This is a genomic window from Amycolatopsis australiensis (genome assembly GCF_900119165.1).
Lineage (GTDB): Bacteria > Actinomycetota > Actinomycetes > Mycobacteriales > Pseudonocardiaceae > Amycolatopsis > Amycolatopsis australiensis.
Genome location: NZ_FPJG01000006.1, coordinates 4,973,684 through 4,997,056 on the forward strand (window position 1 = coordinate 4,973,684; position 23,373 = coordinate 4,997,056).

General features: G+C 73.1%; 18 protein-coding genes. 11 read left to right on the top strand and 7 right to left on the bottom strand.

Annotated features, from left to right (window positions below; genetic code table 11):
- Positions 1 to 116: 116 nt before the first annotated feature.
- Together BT341_RS24595 and BT341_RS24600 are read right to left on the bottom strand one after the other, a co-directional pair.
- Positions 117 to 1,166: a DNA polymerase IV gene (locus BT341_RS24595; RefSeq protein WP_072478521.1), complete on the bottom strand. Its 1,050-nt coding sequence runs from the start codon at positions 1,164 to 1,166 to the stop codon at positions 117 to 119.
- A gap of 15 nt (positions 1,167 to 1,181) precedes the next feature.
- Positions 1,182 to 1,445: a DUF3040 domain-containing protein gene (locus tag BT341_RS24600; RefSeq protein WP_072478522.1), complete on the bottom strand. Its 264-nt coding sequence runs from the start codon at positions 1,443 to 1,445 to the stop codon at positions 1,182 to 1,184.
- Positions 1,446 to 1,675: 230 nt separating this feature from the next.
- On the opposite strand from BT341_RS24600, the gene BT341_RS24605 reads away from it, so the two are divergent.
- A complete protein-coding gene (locus BT341_RS24605) occupies positions 1,676 to 2,734 on the top strand; it encodes a cobalamin-independent methionine synthase II family protein (RefSeq protein ID WP_072482164.1) in 1,059 nt (352 codons plus the stop codon).
- 12 nt (positions 2,735 to 2,746) lie between these two features.
- Here the strand turns inward: BT341_RS24605 and BT341_RS24610 are convergent, their stop codons facing one another.
- Entirely contained in the window at positions 2,747 to 3,379 is a 633-nt protein-coding gene (locus tag BT341_RS24610; RefSeq protein WP_072478523.1) for a LysE family translocator, read from the bottom strand.
- Positions 3,380 to 3,555: 176 nt separating this feature from the next.
- Between BT341_RS24610 and BT341_RS24615 the strand changes: the two genes are divergently transcribed.
- Positions 3,556 to 4,161: a GTP cyclohydrolase II gene (locus BT341_RS24615; protein WP_072478524.1), complete on the top strand. Its 606-nt coding sequence runs from the start codon at positions 3,556 to 3,558 to the stop codon at positions 4,159 to 4,161.
- Here BT341_RS24615 and BT341_RS24620 read toward each other — a convergent pair.
- On the bottom strand, positions 4,158 to 4,691 hold the full coding sequence (locus tag BT341_RS24620; protein ID WP_072478525.1) for a MarR family winged helix-turn-helix transcriptional regulator: 534 nt from the start codon (positions 4,689 to 4,691) through the stop codon (positions 4,158 to 4,160). The two genes, BT341_RS24615 and BT341_RS24620, sit on opposite strands and share 4 nt — an antisense overlap.
- 99 nt (positions 4,692 to 4,790) lie before the next feature.
- Here BT341_RS24620 and BT341_RS24625 point away from each other — a divergent pair, with 99 nt between their 5' ends.
- Positions 4,791 to 5,753, top strand: a complete 963-nt coding sequence (locus BT341_RS24625) for an MBL fold metallo-hydrolase (protein ID WP_072478526.1) — start codon at positions 4,791 to 4,793, stop codon at positions 5,751 to 5,753.
- The gene (locus BT341_RS24630; protein WP_072478527.1) at positions 5,750 to 7,285 is read left to right on the top strand and encodes an FAD-dependent monooxygenase; all 1,536 of its coding nucleotides are present in this window, start codon (positions 5,750 to 5,752) and stop codon (positions 7,283 to 7,285) included. Before BT341_RS24625 ends, BT341_RS24630 begins: the two co-directional genes overlap by 4 nt.
- Here the strand turns inward: BT341_RS24630 and BT341_RS24635 are convergent.
- A complete protein-coding gene (locus tag BT341_RS24635; protein ID WP_072478528.1) occupies positions 7,187 to 9,385 on the bottom strand; it encodes a discoidin domain-containing protein in 2,199 nt (732 codons plus the stop codon). The genes BT341_RS24630 and BT341_RS24635 overlap by 99 nt on opposite strands.
- A 584-nt stretch (positions 9,386 to 9,969) precedes the next feature.
- On the opposite strand from BT341_RS24635, the gene BT341_RS24640 reads away from it, so the two are divergent.
- From BT341_RS24640 to BT341_RS24645, 3 genes are all read left to right on the top strand, one after another.
- Positions 9,970 to 11,742: a discoidin domain-containing protein gene (locus tag BT341_RS24640; protein WP_072478529.1), complete on the top strand. Its 1,773-nt coding sequence runs from the start codon at positions 9,970 to 9,972 to the stop codon at positions 11,740 to 11,742.
- Positions 11,739 to 12,077, top strand: coding sequence for a discoidin domain-containing protein (locus tag BT341_RS47925; RefSeq protein ID WP_245805090.1), 339 nt, complete (start codon positions 11,739 to 11,741; stop codon positions 12,075 to 12,077). Before BT341_RS24640 ends, BT341_RS47925 begins: the two co-directional genes overlap by 4 nt.
- Before the next feature lie 94 nt (positions 12,078 to 12,171).
- Positions 12,172 to 14,619: a glycoside hydrolase family 3 C-terminal domain-containing protein gene (locus BT341_RS24645; RefSeq protein ID WP_245805091.1), complete on the top strand. Its 2,448-nt coding sequence runs from the start codon at positions 12,172 to 12,174 to the stop codon at positions 14,617 to 14,619.
- On the opposite strand, the gene BT341_RS24650 is transcribed toward BT341_RS24645, so the two are convergent.
- Positions 14,562 to 15,608, bottom strand: a complete 1,047-nt coding sequence (locus tag BT341_RS24650) for a LacI family DNA-binding transcriptional regulator (RefSeq protein WP_072478530.1) — start codon at positions 15,606 to 15,608, stop codon at positions 14,562 to 14,564. The two genes, BT341_RS24645 and BT341_RS24650, sit on opposite strands and share 58 nt — an antisense overlap.
- A 77-nt stretch (positions 15,609 to 15,685) precedes the next feature.
- On the bottom strand, positions 15,686 to 18,706 hold the full coding sequence (locus BT341_RS24655; protein WP_072478531.1) for a discoidin domain-containing protein: 3,021 nt from the start codon (positions 18,704 to 18,706) through the stop codon (positions 15,686 to 15,688).
- Between the two features lie 217 nt (positions 18,707 to 18,923).
- Here BT341_RS24655 and BT341_RS24660 point away from each other — a divergent pair, with 217 nt between their 5' ends.
- Genes BT341_RS24660 through BT341_RS24675 form a run of 4 tightly spaced genes read left to right on the top strand, consistent with a single transcriptional unit; the run spans position 18,924 to position 23,259 of the window.
- On the top strand, positions 18,924 to 19,676 hold the full coding sequence (locus tag BT341_RS24660; RefSeq protein ID WP_072478532.1) for a sulfite exporter TauE/SafE family protein: 753 nt from the start codon (positions 18,924 to 18,926) through the stop codon (positions 19,674 to 19,676).
- A gap of 45 nt (positions 19,677 to 19,721) precedes the next feature.
- The gene (locus tag BT341_RS24665) at positions 19,722 to 21,986 is read left to right on the top strand and encodes a xanthine dehydrogenase family protein molybdopterin-binding subunit (protein ID WP_072478533.1); all 2,265 of its coding nucleotides are present in this window, start codon (positions 19,722 to 19,724) and stop codon (positions 21,984 to 21,986) included.
- Entirely contained in the window at positions 21,983 to 22,453 is a 471-nt protein-coding gene (locus tag BT341_RS24670; protein WP_072478534.1) for a (2Fe-2S)-binding protein, read from the top strand. Before BT341_RS24665 ends, BT341_RS24670 begins: the two co-directional genes overlap by 4 nt.
- Complete coding sequence (locus BT341_RS24675; protein WP_072478535.1) at positions 22,450 to 23,259, top strand: FAD binding domain-containing protein; 810 nt, start codon at positions 22,450 to 22,452, stop codon at positions 23,257 to 23,259. Before BT341_RS24670 ends, BT341_RS24675 begins: the two co-directional genes overlap by 4 nt.
- The last annotated feature ends 114 nt before the right edge of the window (positions 23,260 to 23,373 follow it).

Genomic DNA, 23,373 nt, shown 5'->3' on the forward strand with positions numbered 1-23,373 from the left:
GCGGCCACCAGCCCCGCTCATCCATCGAAGGCCAGCCACCCATCACCCTGCTGCCAACGTCCCTGGACGGCACATTCGGAACTGTGGCGCCCACCGGCGGCGCGGCCGTGCGCCGATCACGGGTCGCCGCTGCCGGAGGCGCTCTCTTCGCGCGGGAACTCCGCGCGGACGCCGAGCAGCCGCACCGGGCGGGTCAGCTCGAACATGCCCAGCACCTCCTGTGCGGCCCGGTCGATCTCCGCGGCGTCCGACGTCGGTTCCGGCAGGGTGACGCTGTGCGTGTGCGTCAGGAACGGCACGAACCGCACCTTCACCGCGATCCGCGCCGCCGGGCGGCCTTCGTCGAGGACATCCCGGGCGACCCGCTTCGCCAGCGCCGCCACCTCCGCCGCCATCTCCGCCGGGTCCGTGAGGTCGCGCTGGAACGTCGTCTCGCGGCTGCGGGAGCGGGCCACCCACGGTGTCGCGCTCACCTCCGCGTCGCTGATGCCGCCGCCGAGCAGCCGCAGCCACGGGCCGGTCTTCGGGCCGAACCGCGCGGCGAGCTCGGCCGGATCGGCGCCCGCCAGGTCGAGGACCGTGTGGACGCCCAGCTCGGCGAGTTTCTTCGCCGTCTTGCCGCCGATGCCCCACAGCGCGTCGGTCGGCCGGGCGGCCATCACGTCCCACCAGTTCTCCCGCGTCAGCCGGTAGATCCCGCCCGGCTTGCCGAACCCGGTGGCGAGCTTGGCCCGCAGCTTGTTGTCGCCGATCCCGACCGCGCACGACAACCCGGTCTCCCGCGCGATCGCCGCCTTGATCGCGGCCGCCAGCGCCTCGGGGTCGTCGGCCTCCGCGCCGACGAACGCCTCATCCCAGCCGAGCACCTCCACGACCACCGGGAACTCCCGCACGACCGCCATCACGCGCGCCGAGACCTCGAGGTAGGCGTCCGGGTCGCTGGGCAGGAAAACGGCGTCCGGGCAGCGCTTCGCGGCGATCCGCAGCGGCATGCCGGACCGGATCCCGAACTCGCGCGCCTCGTACGACGCGGTCGCGACCACGGCACGCTCGGCGGGGTCGCCGTTGCCGCCGACCACGACGGGCTTGCCGCGCAGCTCCGGGTGACGGGCGATCTCGACCGCGGCGATGAACTGGTCGAGGTCGACGTGCAGGACCCACTTCACCCGGCCCAGTCTGCCTCAGATCCGGTGGCGCGCCACGTGGGTCCAGACGGTGCCGGTGAGCGCGAGGATCCCGCAGAGCGTGATCCCGGGATCGGGCAGGACCAGCCCCAGGACCAGCAGCATCACCGCGAGGACGTCGACGACGATCAGGAAGGCGCTCCGCAGCGCCCGCGACTTCGGGCGCTTGCCGTCGCGCAGGGCGGCGGCCAGGTCGGGGTCACTGAGTTCGAGGCTGCGCTCGATCTTTTCGAGCTCCGTGCGGTCGTGGTGGCTGAGCATCGGGGTACTCCTTCGGCGCCGGACCCGCCGTATCGCCAGAGCGAATACCCAATCGTCCTCCCGGCGAACCGCCGTTCGACTTCTTGTTTGATGCTTTTCCCTGCTCCGACCGGGTGATCCTCGCTCCGTGACGGGTCCGCCGCGCGCTACGTTCGCCCGGCACGAGGCCGGTGAGGCCGGCTTCGCGCCGGTTCGTGGCCGGTCAGACCTTCAAACAGCCGGAGGACCCGATGACCCTGCCCACCGAACCGATCGGCAGCATCCCGCGCCCGGGCTACCTCGTCGAGGGGCTCGGCGCGTTCGCCGCCGGGCGGATCGACGCCGCCGCGCTCGCCGAGCTGGAGGACCGGGCGCTGGCCGACACGGTCCGCCGGTTCGAGGAGACCGGCTCACCGGTGCTGACCGACGGCGAACAGGGCAAACCGAGCTTCGCGACCTACCCGCTGGCCGGGCTGACCGCGCTGGCGCCCGACGGTGTCGTCATCCCGTTCGCCGACGGCCACACCCGGCAGCTGCCGCGGCTGACCGCCGGGCCGTTCCGCTACGCGACCCACGCCGACTCCTACCTGACCCGGGCGAAGGCGCTCACCACCAAGCCGGTCAAGCAGGCCGTGATCGCCGCGTCGGCCCTGTCGCTGATCTACCCGGGCGACGGCATCGACGGCTATCCGCGGGAGCGGTTCCTCGCCGACCTGGTGGACGTGGCCGAGGCGGACATCCGCCGCAGCCTCGACGCGGGAGCGCACTCGGTGCAGATCGACTTCACCGAAGGACGGCTCTCCCTGAAGCTCGACCCGTCGGGTGGGCTGCTGCGGCAGTTCGTCGACCTCAACAACGCGGTCCTGGAGCGGTTCACGGCGCAGGAACGCGCGAAGATCGGCGTCCACACGTGCCCGGGCGGCGACCAGGACTCGGTGCACAGCCTCGACGTCTCCTACGCGGGCTTGCTGCCCGCGTTGTTCTCGCTCAAGGCAGGCGCCTTCTACGTCCAGCTCGCCAGCGAGGCCGACCCCGAAGCCGCGCTGGCGGTGATCCGCGACCACCTGAAGGCAGGCCAGCGGATCTTCGTCGGGGTGACCGACCCGATCGATCCGCGGGTGGAGACGCCGGAGGAGGTCCGCGACCGGGTGCTGGCCGCGGCGAAGTTCCTGCCCGCCGACCGGCTCGGCACGTGCGACGACTGCGGGTTCTCGCCGTTCGCCGACGACACGTCCACCTCGCGTGACATCGCGTTCGCGAAGATCCGGGCACGCGTCGAGGGCACCCGGCTGGCGGCCGAGCAGCTGTGAGGCGGCGGGGCCTCACGCCGTTTCGGCGGCGACCTTCAGGCCGAGTGCGACGAGCACGCTGCCGAGCACAGCGTCGAGGCCCCGGCGCACGCGGGCGGAGCCGAAGAACCGGCGCAGCGCGCCGACGACGAGCGCGAGGGTGACGAACCACAGCACGGTGCCGGCGGTGGCGATGGCGGCCAGTTCGAGGGTCTGCAGGGTGGCGCCGCCGGCGGGGAGGAACTGGGGGAGCAGCGCGAGGAAGTACACGGCGACCTTGGGGTTGAGCAGGTTGGTGAACAATCCCTGCCGGAAGGCGGCGGCGGCCGTGAGCGGCCGGGCGCTCGTCGCCTCGCCGAGGTCCCGGTACTCCCCGCGGCGCACGGCCAGCCACGCCTTGACACCGAGGAAGACGAGGTAGGCGCCGCCGACGAGCTTGACGACGCTGAAGGCGACGGCGGAGGCCGTCAGCACGGCCGCCACCCCGAACGCGATGGCGACGACCCAGGCGAAGACGCCCAGCGCGATCCCGGCGCCGGCGGCGATCCCGGCCCGCCGCCCGCCGGTGAGCGACGAGCGCGTGACCACGACGAAGTCCGGCCCGGGCGACATCGCGCCGAGGATGACGACGAGCAGGAACGCAGCGGCGGTGGCAGCCGGGAGCACGATCCGAGGATACGGCCCGCGCGCCACGGATTTCCGGCCGCGGGTGTGGCCACGGCCACGCGCCGGCGGGAAGAACCGGGCACCCGTTCGTGTTCGATCAAGCGACGTCCCGGCCGTGATGTTCGAATTCGAACTTCCGGTAGGGTCGATCTCGCAGGCGATCCAGGGGAGCGAGCATGACGGCTGAGGTGCGGACGCGGGTGCGGATCCCGCTGCGGCTCGACGGCGGTGCCGCGGTCGACGCCGAGGCCGTCACGTTCCGCGGTCTCGCCGACGGCGGCGAGCACCTCGCGTTCGTCCTCGGCACGCCCGGCGACGTGCCGCTCGTGCGGCCGCACTCCGAGTGCCTCACCGGCGACGTCTTCGGGTCCGCGCGCTGCGACTGCGGGCCGCAACTGGCCGAGGCCGTCCGGCGCATCTCCGAAACCGGTGGCTACCTGCTCTACCTGCGCCAGGAGGGCCGGGGCATCGGCCTGTACAACAAGCTCGACGCGTACGCCTTGCAAGACGGCGGCCTCGACACGTACGCGGCGAACGCGGCGCTCGGCCTGCCCGAAGACGCGCGCGACTACACCGTCGCCGCCCAGATGCTGGCGGCGCTGGGCGTGCCGGAGGTCGACCTGCTGTCGAACAACCCGGACAAGGCGGCGCAGCTGAAGGCGGCGGGGATCGTCGTCCGCGCGCAGGTGCCGACCGGCGTGTTCGCCACCGAGACCAACGTCCGGTACCTGCGGGCGAAGGCCGAGCAGACCGGACACACGCTGCCCGGCCTGGCCAGCTAGGCGAGGCGCTGGGCGCCCGCCGCGGCGGGGCCCGTCGTGAGCTTCTCCAGCAGTCCGATCAGGACGGTCTGTTCCGACGGCGTCAGCGATGCGGCCCAGGCCCGCTCGCGCGTGTTGTGCGCCTGGTAGGCGTCCGTCACCGCCGTGTGGCCCGCTTCCGTCAGCGCCAGGCGGACCGCGCGGCGGTCGTGGGGGACCTGCGCGCGCGTCACCAGCCCGTCCCGTTCCAGGGTCTTGACCAGCGCCGACACCGCCGCGCGGCTCATCCCGGCCAGGCGTGCCGCGTGGCGGGACTCGAGCGGGCCGGCCAGCCACAGCACGAACAGCACCCGGAACCCGCCCCAGCTCAGGCCGCGCGGCCGGTGCACCGTCGACTCCCAGTCGTAGACCAGCGCGCCCGCCAGCCGGTGCAGGGTGAGGCCGAGGCGCATCGCGACCGGGTCGGTGTCCGGCAGCTCCGCCTTCGTCTTCCCGATCGCGTAGTCGACGAACGAGAGGTAGTCGAGGTCTTCGGCCGGTCGGTCGGTCATGCGGCCCAGGTTAGGCGAAGGGGTTCCCCGCGGCGTCCCGGCGGGCTACTGTGATCCGCACGATAGTCAAACCTTTGACGATCCGAAGGAGCGCTCGCCGTGACGAAGAAAGCCTTCGCCTCTTCGGCCGACCTGGCGGAGAAAGCGCAGACCCTGGAGAACCTCGCGGACGGCGTCTGGGCGCTCACCGCCGAGGGCGACCCCAACATCGGCGCGATCGAAGGCGAGGACTTCCTCGTCTGCTTCGAGGCGCTGGCCACGCCGGTCGCGGCGCGCGAATGGCTCGCGAAGCTGCGTGAGCACACCGGTAAGCCGGTGCGCTACCTGGTGCTGAGCCACTACCACGCGGTGCGCGTGCTCGGCGCGTCGGCGTTCGGCGCGGACGTGATCGTCGCGCACGAGAACACCCGGGCCCTGGTCGCCGAGCGCGGCAAGGAGGACTGGGAGAGCGAGTTCGGCCGGATGCCGCGGCTGGCGAAAGGCGCCGAGTCCGTCCCCGGCCTGACCTGGCCCACACTCACCTTCTCCGACCGGCTGACCATCGACCTCGGCGGCGACCGCGGTGACCTCGTGCTGCAGTACTGCGGGCGCGGCCACACCGAAGGCGACATCGTGGCCTGGCTGCCCCGGCACAAGATCCTCTACGCCGGCGACCTGGTGGAAGCCGAGGCCGCGCTGTACACCGGCGACGCGTTCCACCGCGAGTGGTCATCGTCCACTTTGGACCGTGTCGCGGCGTTCGGGGCCGAGACGCTGATCGGCGGCCGCGGCGGGGTGAGCCGCGGCGCGGAGGCCGTCGAAGCCGCGATCGCGCAGACCCGGCACTTCCTCGGCACGATGATCCGCGAGGTCGGTGCCGTCCACGACGCCGGCGGCACGCTGAAGGAGGCCTTCGAGCGCACGCACACGGCGCTCGAAGGGCAGTACGGGCACTGGCCGATCTTCGAGCACTGCCTGCCCTTCGACGTCTCGCGGCTGTGGGACGAGCTGTCCGGGATCGAGCGGCCGGTGATCTGGACGGCCGAACGCGACCGCGAAGTCTGGGACCAGCTGCAGGGATGACGGTCGCGGTCCTCGGCAGCGGCCCGGTCGGCCAGACGGCCGCGCTGCTGCTCGCGCGCTGGGGCGTGCCGGTGGTGCTCGTCGACGAGCACGAGGCGCGCGACCCCGTGGGGTCCAAGGCCATCTGCCAGCAGCGGGACACGTTGGACGTCTGGGCCTCGCTCGGCGCGGGCTGCCTCGCCGAGGAAGGGCTCACCTGGACGATCGCGCGGACGTTCCACCGTGCCCGGGAGCTGTTCGCGCTGGAGCTGCCGGACGCGGGTTCCGCGCTCCCGCCGTTCGTCAACCTCTCGCAGGCCCGGGTCGAAGCGGTGCTCGACGAGCTGATCGCGCGGCAGCCGCTGATCGACGTCCGCCGCGGCCACCGCATCACCGGCCTGACCCAGCCCGGCGGCGTGGTGGTCGAGTGCGAGACCGCCGGCGGCCCGCGCCGGATCGAAGCGGACTACGCGATCGCCTGCACCGGCGCCCACGGGGACGCGGTGCGCCGGGCCGTCGGGCAGCACCTGGAAGGCGTGTCCTTCCGCGACCTGTTCCTGATCTGCGACATCCGCGCCGACCTGCCGGGCTGGGCGGCCGAGCGGCGCTTCCACTTCGACCCGCCGTGGAACCCGGGCCGCCAGGTGCTCATCCACCCGTGCCCCGGCTCGCAGTTCCGGATCGACTGGCAGGTGCCCGACGACTACGACCTCGCGGCCGAGGAGACCGGCGGCGCGCTCGACCGGCGGATCCGCGCGATCACCGGCGACCGGCCGTACGAGGTCGTCTGGCGGTCGGTGTACCGCTTCCACACGCGCCTGGTGCGCCGGATGCGTGTCGGCCGGGTGCTGCTGGCGGGGGACTGCGCGCACCTGGTCGCGCCGTTCGGGGCCCGCGGGCTCAACTCGGGCGTCGCCGACGCGGAGAACGCGGCCTGGAAGCTCGCCTGGGTCCTGCGCGGCGAGGCCGGCGAGGACCTGCTGGAGAGCTACCACGCCGAGCGGCACGCGGCGGCCGTGGAGAACGCGGCGGTCACGACGGCGACCATGGACTTCCTCGTCCCGCAGGACGACGAGCGGCGCGCTCGCCGCCTCGACGTCCTCACCCGCGCCGCCGCCGACCCCGCGGTGCACGAACAGGTCGATTCGGGGCGGCTCGCCGAGCCGTTCTGGTACGCCGATTCGCCGTTGACCACGCCGGACCCGGCGCGCCCGTGCGCCGGACGCCCCGCGCGCGGCACGCTGCCGCCGCCCGGCCCGGGAATCCTGCTGCCGGACGTCACCGTCGCGAGTGGACGGTTGCGCGACCTGGCCCGGCAAGGGTTCCTGGCGCTGACCACGCCGGGGCTCACGGTCACCGGGGTGCGGTCGGCGGAGATTCCGGTGGGCGGGGTGCTGGGCGCGCGTCCGGGCGAAGCCTGGCTGGTCCGCCCGGACGCGTACGTCGCCGCGGTGTTACGGGTAGGCGACCAGCGGGCTCACCTGGTGCCCGGTGTTCGCGGCGTCACCCGTGTCGTCGACGACGTGGGCGATCGTGCCGACGCCCCCGAGTGACACCGAAACCAGGTCGTGGAACCGGACACCGGCCGTGTTCGGTACCTCGAACGAGTGACTGGCCACAATGGACGGATTGGTGTTGAAGAAGCAATAGCTGCCGAGGCCCCAGCCTTCGTGGCTGGTGACCGAGTCGGCCACCTTGTAGGCCGCCCAGCCCTGCCGTCCGCCGCCGCTGGACCACGACGCCTGGTCCGGCGGGTCGTACGGCATCTCGTTCTGGAAGAAGTACGTCCGGCCGCCGTTGCCGTTCCACAGCACCTCGTACTGCTGGTAGTGCTCGACGAACAGGCCGTACATCGTCACGTTCGCGCCGTTGACGACCAGGCCGTTGGCCGCGGTGTTGACGGTCCAGCCGACGCCGTAGGAGTGGTCGGCGCGCCAGAGCCACATGTGGTCGCCGATGACGTTGTTCGAGTTCACCACCAGCGTCTGCGTGGCCTTGCCGACGGCCGCGCCGCCGATCCGGAAGAACACGTCGTGCAGCGACGCCGGGTCGGCCGCGTGGTTCGCGTTCGAGCCCGGCTGCCCGATCTGCACCAGCACCGGCGAGTTGACCGCGCCCGCGTCGATCAGCAGCCCGGCGATCTTCACGCCGTCCACATCGGACGTCGTGATCGCCGCGGTGCCGTTGGTGGGCATGAGGGTCGCCAGGCCGAGGCCGAGCACCACGGTGTCCGGGCGGGTGACGTTCAGCGCCTGGTCGAGGTGGTAGACGCCCGGGGTCACCAGGAGGTTCTTCCCGGCGGCCAGCGCGGCGTTGATCGTCGCGGCCGAGTCGGACGGGTGCGCGACGTAGAACTCGCTCAGCGAAATCGACGAGCCGGCCGGGGCGCCGTGGCCCCAGCTGGTGCCCGTGGAGTTCTGCCGCAGGCCCGGGACGAACACGTTGTAGCTGCCGGAGCCGTCGACGTAGAGGAACGGCTTCTCGCGGATCACCGGCGTCTGGCCGACGACCGTCTCGGGCGGGTCCGGGAACGACTGCGGCGGGGTGCCGGTCGAGCCGACGAACACCATGTTCCACACGCCGCCCTGCCAGCCGCCGAGCTCGCTGTTGCGGGTGAGGAACTGCTGCTGCGAGCCGGAAACGGCGACGCCGTCGATCTTGCTGTCGGCGATCAGGCCGCCGCTGGCCCAGCCGTCGCCGCCGTTCCACAGCTGGATCTGGCTGCCCCGCAGGTGCATCCGGCGGTAGGGCGCGGCCTGCGCGACGGCCCACCGTTCGACCTGGCCGGCCGGGAGGGTCACCGAGAGGTTTTCGGCCGACCGCCAGAAGTTCTGCGTCGCGTTGCCCTTGTTGGCCGGGTTGTCGCCCTGCTGCAGCCAGTCGGCCTCGACGCGGACGTGGCCGTTGAGGTTGACGTCGTCGGGCGAAAGACCCAGGCCGGCGACCTGTTCGTAGAAACCGAGGTTGACGTCGGCGGTGTACGTGCCCGGTTTGAAGAGCACGGCGTAGCGCTCGCTGCCGAACTGGTTGGTGTGCTGCTGGTTCGCGATCTGTGTCAGCCGGTCCTGGATCGTGGCCGCCGGCGTCGAGGGGTCGAACACCGACACGTTGGGCCCGAAGTCCGGGTTGCGCGGATCGGTCGGCGGGACGGCCGAGCCGCCGGTGCCGTGCACGGCGACCTCCCAGAGGGAGTAGCCGTACTGCGTGGCCCGCTGGGTGCCGGTGATCCGGAGGTAGCGCGCGGTGCCGGTGACGGGCACGGTCTGCGTGCCGCCGGTACCGGTGGTGGTCGAGTACGCGGTGGTCCAGTTGCTCGCGTCGGCCGAGAGCTGGACGGAGAACGCTTTCGCGTACGCCGTTTCCCAGCTGAGGACCACGTCGCAGAGCTGCTGCGCGGAGCCGAGGTCGACCTGCAGCCACTGCGGGTCGCTGAACGCGCTGGACCACCGCGTGCCGAGGTCGCCGTCGACCGCGGCGGACGCGGGCGTCCCGCCGTTTTCGGTGGACGACGCGGTCGCGGCGTGACCCTGCGCCAGGTCGGCCGTGCCGCACGCGGCGGCCTGCGCCGGTGCGGAGCCGACCACGGTGGCGGTGGCGAGGGCCGTGACGAGGGAAGTGGCGAGGACGAGAAGGCGGTGAACGGGGGATCTCATGGGCCTGCCTGCTGATCGAGGGAGGACGGGCGAAGGACAGCGGGACCGGGCGAGCCCCACAGCTCGCGCCGGCGTCGGGTGGTGCGGCGGGTTCGCGTCCGGGCGCCCGCCCGGCGCCGTGAGCCGGTGGAGCGGTGCCGGGTTGGGGTGCGGGGAGCGCGAACCGGTCAGCCCGAAAGGTGTGTGTCGCGGCGGAGCCGTCCCGGTGGCGGTCACGGAACCGGTTCCGTCGGTGCGACGCAGTTAACAGCGCCGGTTCGGCGGAGTCAAGGCTCCGGCGCGGATTCGTTCTCCCGGACCAGTCCCCGGGGTGTTCGGCGACCGCCGGGCGCAGGAACGTTGACATTTTACGGCTCTTTATTTATATCCTGAACTAAGAGCGTGCCGACGAGCGGGACCCACACCCGCACCGAGGACCACGTGAGCCGATCCGCGCCGGGGCAAGGCCGCCCCGGCGCCGGTTCGCCGTGGAGGTGCCCATGCAACGCCGCATGCCGAGAACCAGCCCGACCGGATCCACCCGCGGATCCCGTGATCCGGTGGCTGCCGGGGAATCGGGCTGGGGTCGCCGGTTCCGTGATCCGGTGGCTGCCGGGAAGGCCGGATTCGGCCGCCGGTTCCCGGATGGCGGGGGCGCCGGGCGCTCCGGACGCCGGGCCGGTGCTCGCCGCAGGAGCGTTCTCGCCGTTCTCGTCCTCACCCTCGCCGCGCTCCTCACCGCGCCCGTCGCGCACGCCGCGCCCGTTCTGCTCTCGCAAGGCCGTCCCGTCACCGCCTCCTCCACCGAGTCCGCCGCCTTCCCGGCCTCCGCCGCCGTCGACGGTGACTCCGGGACCCGGTGGTCCAGCGCGTTCAGCGATCCGCAGTGGCTTCAGGTCGACCTCGGCTCCACCCAGCAGCTGACCCAGGTCGTGCTCAGCTGGGAAGCCGCCTACGCCAAGGCCTTCACCGTCCAGTTCTCGGCCGACGCGAACAGCTGGACCACCGCCTACTCGACCACCACCGGCACCGGTGGCACCCAGACCCTGAACGTCACCGGCAGCGGCCGGTACGTCCGGCTGACCGGCACCCAGCGGGCCACGCAGTACGGCTACTCCCTCTGGGAGTTCCAGGTCTACGGCGGAGGCGGCACCACCCAGCCCGGCGACGTCCTGCTCTCCTACGGCAAGCCCGGCGCCGCCTCGTCCTACCAGGACGACGGCGCCTGCCCCGGCTGCGTCCCCGCCAAGGCCTTCGACCACGATCCCGCCACACGGTGGGCGACCAGCGCCACCACCGGCTGGGTCGACCCCGGCTGGATCTCCGTCGACCTCGGCGCGCGCGCCACCGTCCACCAGGTCGTGCTCCAGTGGGATCCGGCCTACGCCGTCGCCTACCAGATCCAGGTCTCCGACGACAACGCGAACTGGACGCCGATCTACTCGACCACCACGGGCAAAGGCTTCAAGGAAACCCTCACCGTGAACGGTTCCGGCCGCTACGTCCGGATGTACGGCACCGCCCGCTCGAACGGCTACGGCTATTCGCTGTGGGGCTTCGACGTCTACGGCACCGGCGGCAACCCCACCCCGCCGCCGCCCGCGCCGCCCGCCCCGCATTTCCCCGGCACCCTCGTGTGGAGCGACGAGTTCAACGGCGCCGCCGGCACGCCCCCGGACGCCGGCAAGTGGACCGCCGAAACCGGCCCGGGCGTCAACAACGAGCTCGAGTACTACACGAACAACAACAACGCCAAACAGGACGGCCACGGCAACCTCGTCATCCAGGTCCGCCGCGAGGCCACGCCGGGCAGCGCCTGCCCGCCGGACCCGGTCAGCGGCAGCACCACCTGCCAGTACACCTCGGGCCGGATCAACACCGCCGGCAAGTTCAGCTTCACCTACGGGCACGTCGAGGCCAACATCAAGGTCTCCGGCACGCAGGGCCTCTGGCCCGCGTTCTGGCTGCTGGGCGCGAACTTCTTCAGCGGCACGCCGTGGCCGAACTGCGGCGAGATCGACATCATGGAGCACGTCGGGAAGTCGCCGAACCTCGCCTACTCGACCATCCACGCCCCGGCCTACAACGGCGCCGGCGGCATCGGCCAGCCCTACGACCTCGGCCAGGACGTCTCGGCCGGCTTCCACAAGTTCGGGCTGGACTGGGACGCGAACCACATGACCTTCTCCGTGGACGGCAACGCCTTCGAGACGATCAACCGGGACACCGTGGAGAGCACGCGCGGGCCGTGGGTGTACGACCACCCGTTCTTCCTGATCCTCAACAACGCCATCGGCGGTGACTTCCCCGGCCCGCCGGGCGCGGGCACCGTGCTGCCGCAGGACATGGTCGTCGACTACGTGCGGGTCTACCAGTGAGGCGGCGGCTCGCGCTGATCGCGGGGGCGACGGTGGCGGCCAGCCTGCTCACGGCGCCGCTGTTCACCGCCCAGGCCGCTCCGACGCTGCTTTCGCAAGGGCACGCCGTGACCGCGTCCTCTACCGAGAACGCCGCGTTCCCGGCGAGCGCGGCCGTCGACGGCGACCCGGGCACCCGCTGGTCGAGCTTGGCCGCCGACCCGCAGACCTTGCAGGTCGACCTCGGCGCGTCGCACACGCTGAACCAGATCGTGCTCCAGTGGGAGACGGCCTACGCGAAGGCGTTCACGATCCAGGCCTCCGCCGACGGCAGCCAATGGTCCACCGTGTACTAGACGAGCACCGGCACCGGCGGCACGCAGACGCTGCCGGTGCCGGGCAGCGGCCGGTGCGTCCGGCTGACCACCACCCAGCGCGCGACCCAGTGGGGTGTCTCGCTCTGGGAGTTCCAGGTCTACGGCGACGGCGTCCAGCGTCCAGTCCGGCGCTTTCCCGGCGTCGGCGGCCTTCGACGGCGACCTCGGCACGCGCTGGTCCAGCCTGGCCGCCGATCCGCAGTCGATCCAGGTCGACCTGGGCAGCCCGCGTCCGGTCTGCGGCGTCGACCTGACCTGGGAGACGGCCTACGCGAGCGCGTACACGATCCAGCTGTCCACCGACGGCTCGGCATGGACCACGGCGGCGACCGTGCCGAACGGCGCGGGCGGCACCGAGCACCCGGCCGCGTCCGGGACCGCCCGGTACGTCCGGCTGACCGTCACCGCCCGGGCCACCCAGTGGGGTGTCTCGCTGTGGGAGTTCGCCGTGCACACCTCCGACAGCGCGCCGCCGCCGAGCACGCCCACCAACCCGGGTGGCTGCCCGTGGGTGGGGTCCACGGCTCCGGTCGCGGACCGCGTCGACCAGCTCATGGCCGTCATGACCCCGCAGCAGAAGGTGAAGGTGCTGCACGGCAACGGCGCGACCGGGCCGTACATCGGCAACACCGACGCCGTGCCCGAACTGTGCGTCCCGGCGCTCGGCCTGCAGGACGGCCCGGCCGGGGTCGGCGACGGCCTCGACGGCGTCACCCAGTTCCCGGCGCCGGTCTCGGCCGCCGCGACCTGGGACACCGCGCTGATCAGCCGGTACGGCAGCGCCATGGGCGCGGAGTTCGCGGGCAAGGGCGTCGACATCGCCCTCGGCCCGACGATCAACCTGGTCCGCGACCCGCGCTGGGGCCGCGACTTCGAGACCTACAGCGAGGACCCCTACCTCGCCGGGGCGGCCGGGACCGCGATGGTCCAGGGCATCCAGAGCCAGGGCGTCATGGCGCAGGCCAAGCACGCGGCCGCCTACAACGTCGAGGCCGGCGCGTCCCGCGGGACGCCGTCGGACAACGTCATCGTCGACGACCGGACCCTGCACGAGCTGTACCTGCCCGCGTTCCAGCAGGTGGCGAGCCAGGGCCAGGTCGCGTCGATGATGTGCGCCTACAACGAGATCAACGGCGTCCCCGCGTGCCAGAGCGCCGGGGTGCTCACGAGCGCGATCAAGCAGGACGCGAACTGGGGCGGGTTCGTCGGCTCCGACTGGGGCTCGGCCACCGGCGGCGCCCGGCAGCTGGCCGACGGCGGGCTCGACATGGAGATGCCCGGCGGCGCGTTCTTCGGCCAGGGACTGCTCGACGCCGTCTCGCGCGGCGAGGTCACGCAGGCCCGGGTCGACGACATGGTCCGGCGGGTGCTGACCCAGATGTTCCGCTTCGGGCTGTTCGACCGGCCGCGCCGGGGGACACCGCAGTCGGTCGTGACCAACGCGGCCGATGTCGCCACCGCGCGCGACGTCGCCGCGGCCGGGACCGTGCTGCTGAAGAACGACGGCGTGCTGCCGCTCGGCCCGGGTGTCAAGTCGATCGCGCTGTCCGGCGGCGACGCCATCGACCCGCAGAACATCGGCGGCGGGAGCGCGAAGGTCGACCCGTCGCCGGCGTCGGTGAACCCGATCGACGGCATCAGGGCGCGGGCCGGGGCCGGTGTCGCGGTGTCCTATGTGGACGGCGCGGGGGAGCACGTGCGGACACCGGACATCCCGGCGGCGGTGGCGCGGGCGCGCACCGCCGACGTCGCGATCGTGTTCGCCAGTTACGGCGAGTCGGAGACCCAGGATCTCGACGGCATCGACCTGCAGTTCCAGCAGAACGAGCTGATCGACGCGGTCGCCTCGGCCAACCCGCGCACGGTCGTCGTCCTCAACACGGGGTCGGCGGTCACGATGCCGTGGCTGGGCAAGGTCGCGGCGGTGCTCGAAGGCTGGTACCCGGGCCAGGAGAACGGCAACGCGCTGGCGTCGCTGCTCTACGGCGACGTCGACCCGTCCGGCAAGCTCCCGGTCAGCTTCCCGAAGCAGGTCGCCGACCTGCCGACGGCGAGCGTCCGGCAGTTCCCGGGGGCCGACGACCGGATCGAGTACTCCGAGGGACTGAACGTCGGCTACCGGTGGTACGACAGCCGCGACCTCGAACCGCTGTTCCCGTTCGGCTTCGGCCTGTCGTACACGACGTTCCGGTTCTCGGATCTGCTCGTCACGCCGCAGGGCACGAACGGCACCGTGACCGTCACGGCGACGGTCACCAACGCCGGCACGCGGGCGGGCGCGGACGTCGTCCAGCTCTACCTGGGGCAGCCGGCGGGGAACGGTGAGCCGCCGAAGCAGCTGAAGGGGTTCAAGAAGGTGCAGCTGAACCCAGGGCAGAGCACTCAGGTGACGTTCCCGCTCACGCCGCGGGACCTGGCGCACTGGAGCGGGTCGTGGACGACGAACGCCGGGCAGTACCGCGTCTACCTCGGTGACTCCTCGCGCGACGTCCCGCTGTCGGGGGCGCTGACGGTGTCCTGAGTCGATTCCCGGACCACGAGGGAGGTCGGCACGATCAGCGGCTCGTCCGGCCGGGGTGCGCCGCCCAGCTGGGCGAGCAGCTGCCGGGCCGCCGTCTCGCCCATCTCCCGCAGCGGCTGGCGGATCGTCGTCAGCGGCGGCTGGGTGTGCGCGGCCAGCGGGATGTCGTCGAAGCCGACCACGGCGACGTCGTCCGGCACCGTCCGGCCCGCCTTCCGGAGGCCGGCCAGCACGCCCGCCGCCGTGAGGTCGTTGTGGGCGAAGACCGCGTCGAACTCCGGGCCCGAGTCCAGCAGCTGACGGATCGCCGCTTCGCCGCTTTCGCTCGTGAAGTCGCCTTCGATGATCAGCCGCGGGTCCAGCGTCAGACCGGCTTCGCGCACGACGTCGCGGAAGCCGGTGAGCCGGTCGGTCGTGCAGCCGAAGTCGCGGGGCCCGGTGACGGTGGCGAGCCGCGTGCGGCCGGTGCCGAGCAGGTGCCGGGCCGCGGCCGCGCCGCCTTCGCGGTTGCTCGTGCCCACGGACGGGAACGCGGGACGGCGGCCGCGGTCGTCGATCACCACCACCGGCAGCCCGGAGTCGTGCAGCACCCGCAGGTGCCGCACCGCGTCCGGCGGCTCGACGAGCAGCAGCCCGTCGAACGCCTTCGCCGAGACCTGCCGGGAGAACTCTTCGAGGGACTCGGCACCGCGGTTGGCGGTGGACAGCAGCAGGCCGTAACCCTTCGCCTCCACGACGTCGGCGACGCCCTGCAGCACTTCGCCCATCCACGGCCAGGTCAGGCCCGGCACCAGCATCCCGACCGTGCGGGTCACGCCGCGGGCCAGCCCGACCGCGCCGGCACTGGGGATGTACCCGGTCGCCGCGATCACCTCGCGCACCCGGATCGCGGTCGCCGCGTCCACGTCGGCCTTGTTGTTGAGCACCCGCGACACGGTCGTCTTGCTCACCCGTGCGCGGCGGGCGACCTCGGCGATCGTGACGCGCATCCGTCCTCCCGGGGAGCCGAGCCCTTGTGCTGCCAAGGTACTCGCCCCCGGCCCCGGTGCGACCGGTGCGAGATCGATCAAGTCCGCACGGACAACCGGGTGAGGCTCGCGTCGGTCGTCCGCCAGCCGCGCGTGCGGACGGCCACGTACCGGGCCGGCCCGGTGGATCCGGCGCGGTAGGTCAGGCCGTCGACGCTGGTCTCGATCGTGGTGGCGGGCACGCGCCCGGGTGTCCAGGCCAGTTCGACGGCGGAAATCGTCGCCACCGCGCCGAGATCGACGACCATCCGGCCGTCCGGTCCGGGCCGCCACGCCGTCGCCGGGTCGTCGTCGACGGCGGCCGCCGGGCTCGACATCCCGGGCGGCAGCGGTTGCGCGGGGAAGGTCGTCCTGCCGAGCGCGAGGTCGTCCAGCGGGTAGGGGCGGACGTCACGGAACTCGACCGGCACCGTGCGGCCCGGCGGCAGCACCACCCGGCGCGGCGGGCCGCCGTCCGGGGTCACCGTGACGGCCACCGTGCGCGGCGCCGTGAGCTCGACGCGGCTCGCGTCGCGGACGACCGCCGTCAGCCCCGCCGGGCCCCGCACGGTGAACCGCGGAGGTTCGACACGGCCTTCTGCGGCACCCAGCGCGTAGGCGATTTCCGTGCCGGTCCCGGTGAGGGTCTGCTCGCCGCGGTAAAGCCGGTATACGCCGCTGTCCGGCGGGACGGTCGTCGTGCCGCTCACCGCGGCGCCGGAGAGGTTGAGCAGCACGAGGAAGCCGTCGGTGACGGTGCCTTCGACCGCGGCGGTGCCGGTCGCGACCCGTCCGGACGCCTTCGCCGGGCCGGGGTACAGCTCGGCGACGAACGGCGCGGGCGGCCCGTCGGAGAGCGTGACGCGGTCGCCGGTGACGGTGATCGGGTTCGGGCCCGCGACGGACACCCCGGCCCGGCCGTCGATGTCGAGCCGGCCGCCGGTGCTGCGCAGCGCGGGCACCGGGTACGTGGCCACCGGCGTCCATGTCGTGCCGTCCGGGGACGTCTCGATCCGGTACTTGCGCCCCGCGGCCGCCTCCCAGCTCAGCCGCACGCGGTCGAAGCTCTCCGGCGCGCCGAGGTCGACCGCGAGCCAGCTGCCGGCCCGCGGCCGGTCCGCTGTGGACACCGCCCAGCGGGTGGCCGGGTCGCCGTCGACGGCGTACTTCGCCTCCTTGCCCGGCGAAGCCGACGAAGCCGAGGCCGTTCCGGCCCGCGCGAGGTCCGGGCCGTCGCCGTCGCGGACCTCGAACGACCAGAGCGAGTAGCCGTACTGCGGGTCGGGCTGGACGCCGAGCATCCGGACGTGCCGCGCGGTGACCGGCGCGAAGGTCAGCTCGTCGGTCCGGGCGCCGGCGGGCGCGGCCTGCGCCTTGACCGTCACCGCGCCTTCGGCGGCGGTGTAGGTGCGGTCGCCGTCGAGCCCCGGCACACCCGGCATGGCGAGGTTGTAGACGTCGAGGACGCCTTCGCCCCCGGCGACGCCAGTGCTGGCGTACACCGCGGCGCCGGTGGGAAGGGTGGCGAACGCGGCGTACCCGGTGTCGAAGCGGAGGACGCCGACGGTGCCGTCGAAGCCGTCGCGGACCTTCGCGTAGGTCGTGGCGTGGCGTTCCCGCACCGCGATGTTCGTGGCGGGCAGCAGCACCGGGTTCGCGCCGCCGAGCACGAAAAGCCAGTCGTCGTGGTGCGGCTGCCAGGCGAACTTGACGAAGCCGGGCTTCGACACCGTGCCCGCCCAGGCGGCGGGGGAGCGGTGGGCGAGCAGGCCGGGCCCGGCGCCGAAGTCGGCGGTCCCGGCGGCGTGGCGGTCGAATTCGGCCTTGCTCGCCGGTGTCACCGGGCCGCCGTGGTCCGCGCGCCACTCGTGCAGCAGGTAGCTGATCGCCAGCTCCGCGCGCGCCTCCGGTTCGTACTTCGGCTCGCCGGAGAACTTCGTGATCCGGTCGGCGGGCGCGTAGGCCTGGTACGGCTCGAGCCGGGCCGCCAGCTGGGCCTCGGCGTACGCGGCGTAGCGGTCGCCGAGCACCTGGGCGCGGAAGGCGAGCGGGATGACGTCGCGGCCGTAGAGGTGCTCGCGGTCGGCGACCATCGGCATCAGCGGCTCGCCGGCGTCGCTGGTCATCAGCAGCATGGTGCGCCAGAGCAGCTCGCCGTTCGGCTGCGCGGTCAGCACTTCGGGCAGCGGGGTGCCGGCCAGGAGGAAGTGCGCCGCGTTGCGGCCGGACGTGCGCCAGAGCTCTTCCTGGTAGTGCGGGCCGAAGGAGCCGTGGTTCTCGACGAGGAAGGTGTCGTGGAGGTTGGTCGCGGTGTTGGCCGAGACGGGACGGCCGTCGACGAGCCGCGGGTTGGCGAGGTCGGCGGCCGGCAGCCCGGCTTCGTTGCGGCTCCACGCGCCGAAGGCGGCATGCCAGGCCGGCGCGGCCGGGTCGCCGGGCGCCCACGCGAGCGCGGGGGCGAGCGACTGGGCGTAGACGCCCATCTCCTCCAGCTTGGTGTCCCCGACGTACCCGCCGCGCAGGCCGTTGGGCGTCCAGCCGCCGGAAGCCGGATCGTCCCGCTCGCCGAGCGCCGTGGTGTAGGCGGCCTGCCCGGTGGTGATCCGCTCGACGTGGCCCCGCGTCGTGTCGTCCAGCTCTGTCCACAGGAGACGGGCGGCGAGCAGGAAGTACGACTGGAAAGTCGTGTCGAAGAACAGCTTCCGGCCCCACTCGGTGCCGCCGGCCAGCACGTTCGACGCGGCGAAGTGGCGGATGGTGGCGAGCGTGTGCTCCCTGAGGGTGTCCCGGCCGACTCCCGCGGCCGCGGCGTCGTAGCCGTCGCGGGTGAGCAGGAGTGCGTTGCCGAGCACGACGGCGAAGGTGAAGTCGCGGGCGGGGTAGATCCCGGCGGCGCGGTCGAACTGCTGCTCGGCCCAGCGCGTGTGGCGCAGCAGCACGCGCAGGTAGGTGGCGGCGACCGGATCGGGCGGCCGGGCTTCGGCGGCCCGGGCCGGCGACGGGAGCAGGCCGGCGGCGACGATCGCCGCGCCCCCGGCCCCGAGCAGGCCCAGCGCCTGCCGGCGGTCCAGGCCGACCATCCGGGCCTCCTCCAGGTTGACAACCTTGTCAGCGCGGCGATTCTGGGACGGCCCGGCCGTCACGGGCAAGCCCGCCGCCCGAACTCGTCCGGTTTCGGACAACCCGGCATGCCCTGTATAACGACCTATACCGCGTCGCTCGATCCGGTGCCGGCGCCTCTGCCGATGGGAGCAACGTCACCGCGGCCGGACGACGCCGCCGTGCTGAGATGACAACGTGATCAGCGATCCCGGCGTCCTCCTCCTGCTCGTCCTCGCCGGTGTCGGCGCCGGTCTCACCGGAGCCACCGCCGGGCTCGCGTCGCTCGTGTCCTACCCCGCCCTGCTCGCCGCCGGGCTGCCGCCGGTCACCGCCAACGTCACCAACACCGTCGCGATGCTCGGGACCACCGCCGGGGCCGCCGCCGGGGCGCGGCCCGAACTCGCCGGCCAGCGGCGCCGGCTCGTGCCGCTGTGCCTCATCACCACCGTCGGCGGGGCGTGCGGCGGGCTCGTCCTCCTGCTCACGCCGTCCGGCGCCTTCACCGCGATCGTGCCGTGGCTGATCGGCGGGGCTTCGCTCGTCCTCATGGCGGGCCCGCGGCTGCGCCGGCTGGCCGAAGGCGCCGAGCACCACGGGCTCAGCCCCGCCACCGGCGTCACCGCGTTCCTCATCGGGATCTACGCCGGGTACTTCGGCGCGGCCGCCGGGGTGCTCATGCTCGCGCTGCTCGTCTCGGTCTGGAGCCAGCCGCTCGCCCGGACCAACGCGGCGAAGAACCTGGTCACAGGCTCGGCGAACCTGCTGGCCGCGATCGTCTTCGCCGTCACGGGCAAGGTCGTCTGGCCGGCCGCGCTCGCCGTCTGCCTCGGCTCACTCGGCGGCTCGTGGCTCGGCTCGATCCTCGTCCGGCACCTGCCCGCGACGCCGCTGCGCATCGGGATCGGCATCGCGGGGCTCGCCCTCGCCGTGGTGCTGGCGTTCTCCTGAAACGACAGGGCATGATCGGCGGGGCAACGGCGAGCAGGAGACCAGATGAGCATTGTCGGGACCCGGGTGGTCCGCCAGGAGGATCGGAACCTGATCACCAGGGGCGGCACCTACGTGGACGATTTGCGGGAGGAAGCGCTTTCCGGCGCCGCGCACGCGGTGTTCGTGCGCAGTCCCGTCGCGCACGCGCGGATCAGCGGCATCGACGTCAGCGAGGCGAAGGCGGCGCCGGGGGTGCTCGGCGTGTTCACCGCCGCCGACCTCGGCCTTGCCCCGCACGCCGCGGGGCCGGTGCGGGAGCCGTGGCTGGCCGACGGCGTCGTCCGGTACGTCGGCGAGCCCGTCGCGCTGGTCCTCACCGAAGAGCGCTACCAGCTGGCCGACGCGGCCGAGCTGGTCGACGTCGACTACGACCCGCTCGACGCCGTCGCGAGCATCGACGCGGCGCTGGTGGACGAAACGCTCGTGCACCCCGAAACGGGCAGCAACGTCGTGCAGGTCCACGGCGCGGCGGAGTTCGACGACGAGATCTTCGCCGGGTGCGAAGTCGTCGTCACGACCACCATCCTCAACCAGCGCGTCGCGCCCGCGCCGCTCGAAGTCCGCGGCGCGTCGTGCGCGTGGGGCGAAGACGGCAGGCTGACGCTCTGGCTGTCGACGCAGAACGCCCAGATCGCCCGGTCGCAGGTGGCCGGCGGCCTCGGCGTCGGCGAGGACAAGGTCCGGGTCATCGCCCCCGACGTCGGCGGCGGCTTCGGCGCGAAGATCGGCGCCGACCCCGAAGCGACCGTCCTCGGCTGGGCCGCCCGGGAGATCGGGCGCCCGGTGCGCTGGGTCGAGTCGCGCAGCGAAAACCTCACCGCGATGACGCACGGGCGGGCGCAGCAGAACACCGTGACCATCGGCGGCAAGCGCGACGGTACCGTCCTCGCCTACCGCCTCGACGTCGTCCAGGACGCCGGCGCGTACCCGCGGACGCTGTTCCTGCCGACGCTGACCGAGCTCATGGCCGTCGGCGTCTACCGGTTCCCGAAGGTGCAGACGCGCAGCCGCGCGGTCGTCACCAACACCACGCCCATCGCGGCCTACCGCGGCGCGGGCCGCCCGGAGGCCACGGCCGCGGTCGAGCGGGCGATGGACCGGTTCGCCGCGGAGATCGGGCTGGACCCGGCCGAGGTCCGCCGCGTCAACTTCATCCGGCCGGATGAGTTCCCGTACCGGACGCCGACCGGGGCGTCCTACGACACGGGCGAGTACGCGGCGGCGCTGGACAAGGTCCTCGAAGCGGGCGGCTACGCCGAGCTGCGCGCCGAACAGCGGCGGCGGCGCGAGGCGGGCGACCCGGTCGAACTGGGTCTCGGGATCGCCTCGTACGTCGAGATCACCGGCGGCGACGCCGGCGGCGAGAGCGGCCGCGTCGACATCCACCCGGACGGCTCGGTCGTCGCCTGGACCGGCAGCTCGCCGCACGGGCAGGGGCTCGGGACGTCGCTGGCGATGCTGCTGGCCGACCGGCTCGGCGTCCCGCTGGGGAAGATCACCGTCCGCCACGGCGACACCGACGAGGTGCCGAAGGCCATCGGCACGTTCGGGTCCCGGTCGCTGCAGCTGGGCGGCTCGGCGATCCGCCAGGCCGCCGACGAGGTGATCGCGCAGGCCAGGGAGCTGGCGGCGAACCTGCTCGAAGCGTCTCCCGACGACCTGGAGCTGGACGCCGGGCGCGGTGTCTGGCAGGTCCGCGGCGCGCCGTCGAGCACCGTGCTCAGCTGGGCGGAGGTGGCCGGGCGGGCCGAGGGCGGCAAGCTCACCGCGGACGTCTGGTTCGGCGGCGGCACGCCGACGTTCCCGTTCGGCGCACACCTGGCCGTGGTCGAGGTCGACACCGAGACGGGCAAGGTCGAGCTGCGCCGGATCATCGCCGTCGACGACGCCGGCCCGATCGTCAACCCGCTGACCTTCCGCGGGCAGCGTCACGGCGGGCTCGGCCAGGGCGCGGCGCAGGCGCTGATGGAGGTCGTCACCTACGACGAGGACGCCAACCCGACGACCGCGACGCTGGCGGACTACTCGTTCGTCACCGCCGCCGAGCTGCCGGACTTCGAGCTGGTCGACATGACCACCCCGACCGACCGGAACCTGCTCGGCGTCAAGGGGATCGGCGAGGCGGCGACCATCGGGTCGACGCCGGCGGTGCACAACGCCGTGGTGGACGCGCTCTCGGCCCGCGGTGTCAAGCACCTGGACATGCCCACGACGCCCATCCGCGTCTGGGCCGCACTGGAAGCCGCGAAGAAGGAGAACGGGCAGTGAAGGTCTCGATCGAGGTCAACGGGCGCCCGGTGGCCGAACAGGTGCCGGACCGGACGCTGCTGGTGCACTTCCTGCGCGACACCGCCGGGCTGACCGGCACCAACATCGGCTGCGACACGACCTCCTGCGGTGCCTGCACGGTGCTGCTCGACGGCGAGTCGGTCAAGTCCTGCACGGTGCTGGCCGCGCAGGCCGACGGCCACGCCGTGACCACCGTCGAGGGACTGTCCGGTCCGGACGGCGAGCTGCACCCCGTGCAGCGGGCCTTCCGCGAGCAGCACGGGCTGCAGTGCGGGTTCTGCACTCCGGGCATGATCATGGCGTCGGTGTCGCTGCTGGCCGACAACCCGAAGCCGACCCGCGACGAGGTGCGGGCCGGGCTCGAGGGGAACCTGTGCCGCTGCACCGGCTACCACAACATCGTGAGCGCCGTCATCGACGCTTCGGGACAGGAGGTGGACCGGTGATCCCCGCCGAGTTCCGCTACGAGCGGGTGTCCACTGTGGACGAGGCACTGGCCCGGCTGGCCGCGCTCGGCGACGAGGCGAAGGTGCTGGCCGGCGGGCACTCGCTGCTGCCGCTGATGAAGCTGCGGCTGGCCGCGCCGGAGTACCTGGTGGACATCGGACCGGTCGAGGAGCTCCGGTACGTCCGGCTCGACGGCGGCGACGTCGTGATCGGCGCGCTGTCCCGCTACCACGACCTGGAGCGCGACCCGGTGCTGCGCGAGCACGCGCCGCTGCTGGCGCACGTGTCCGGCGAGGTCGGCGACCGCCAGGTCCGCCACCGCGGCACGATCGGCGGTTCGCTCGTGCACGCCGACTCCGCCGCGGATCTGCCCGCGGCGATCCTCGCGTCGGACGCCGTGCTGGTCGCGCGCGGCCCGGCGGGGGAGCGGCGGATCCCCGCCGCGGAATTCTTCCTCGGCCCGTTCACGACGCCGCTGGAGCCGGACGAGCTGCTCACCGAGATCCGGCTGCCCGCGCAGACCGGCCAGGGCTGGGGCTTCCGGAAGTTCACCCGCCGCGCGATCGACTGGGCGATGGTCGGCGTCGCGGTGGCCGGCGGCCGGGTCGGGCTGGTCAACATGGGCGGCGTCCCGCTGCGGGCTTCGGCCACGGAGGCGGCGCTGGCCTCGGGCGCGTCGATCGCCGACGCCGCCGCGCTGGCGGCGGAGGGGACGAACCCGCCGGACGAGCCGCACGCCACCGCGGAGTACCGGCGTCATCTGGCACGGGTGCTCACCCGGAGGGCGCTGACGCAAGCCGCGTGAGGAGCCGTCGCGATCACCGGCGCGCCGGTGATCGCGACGGCCGATTCCCGCCAGCGCGCCGGCCGCCGCGGGCGGCAGGATCGGCTGCGTGAACACGGAAACTGTTGCGCACAC

Coding starts and splice junctions, on each gene's coding strand:
- BT341_RS24600 (WP_072478522.1), bottom strand. CDS start 1,445: ATGCTCAGCCACCACGACCGCACGGAGCTCGAAAAGATCGAGCGCAGC.
- BT341_RS24605 (WP_072482164.1), top strand. CDS start 1,676: ATGACCCTGCCCACCGAACCGATCGGCAGCATCCCGCGCCCGGGCTAC.
- BT341_RS24615 (WP_072478524.1), top strand. CDS start 3,556: ATGACGGCTGAGGTGCGGACGCGGGTGCGGATCCCGCTGCGGCTCGAC.
- BT341_RS24620 (WP_072478525.1), bottom strand. CDS start 4,691: ATGACCGACCGACCGGCCGAAGACCTCGACTACCTCTCGTTCGTCGAC.
- BT341_RS24630 (WP_072478527.1), top strand. CDS start 5,750: ATGACGGTCGCGGTCCTCGGCAGCGGCCCGGTCGGCCAGACGGCCGCG.
- BT341_RS24635 (WP_072478528.1), bottom strand. CDS start 9,385: ATGAGATCCCCCGTTCACCGCCTTCTCGTCCTCGCCACTTCCCTCGTC.
- BT341_RS24650 (WP_072478530.1), bottom strand. CDS start 15,608: ATGCGCGTCACGATCGCCGAGGTCGCCCGCCGCGCACGGGTGAGCAAG.
- BT341_RS24655 (WP_072478531.1), bottom strand. CDS start 18,706: ATGGTCGGCCTGGACCGCCGGCAGGCGCTGGGCCTGCTCGGGGCCGGG.
- BT341_RS24665 (WP_072478533.1), top strand. CDS start 19,722: ATGAGCATTGTCGGGACCCGGGTGGTCCGCCAGGAGGATCGGAACCTG.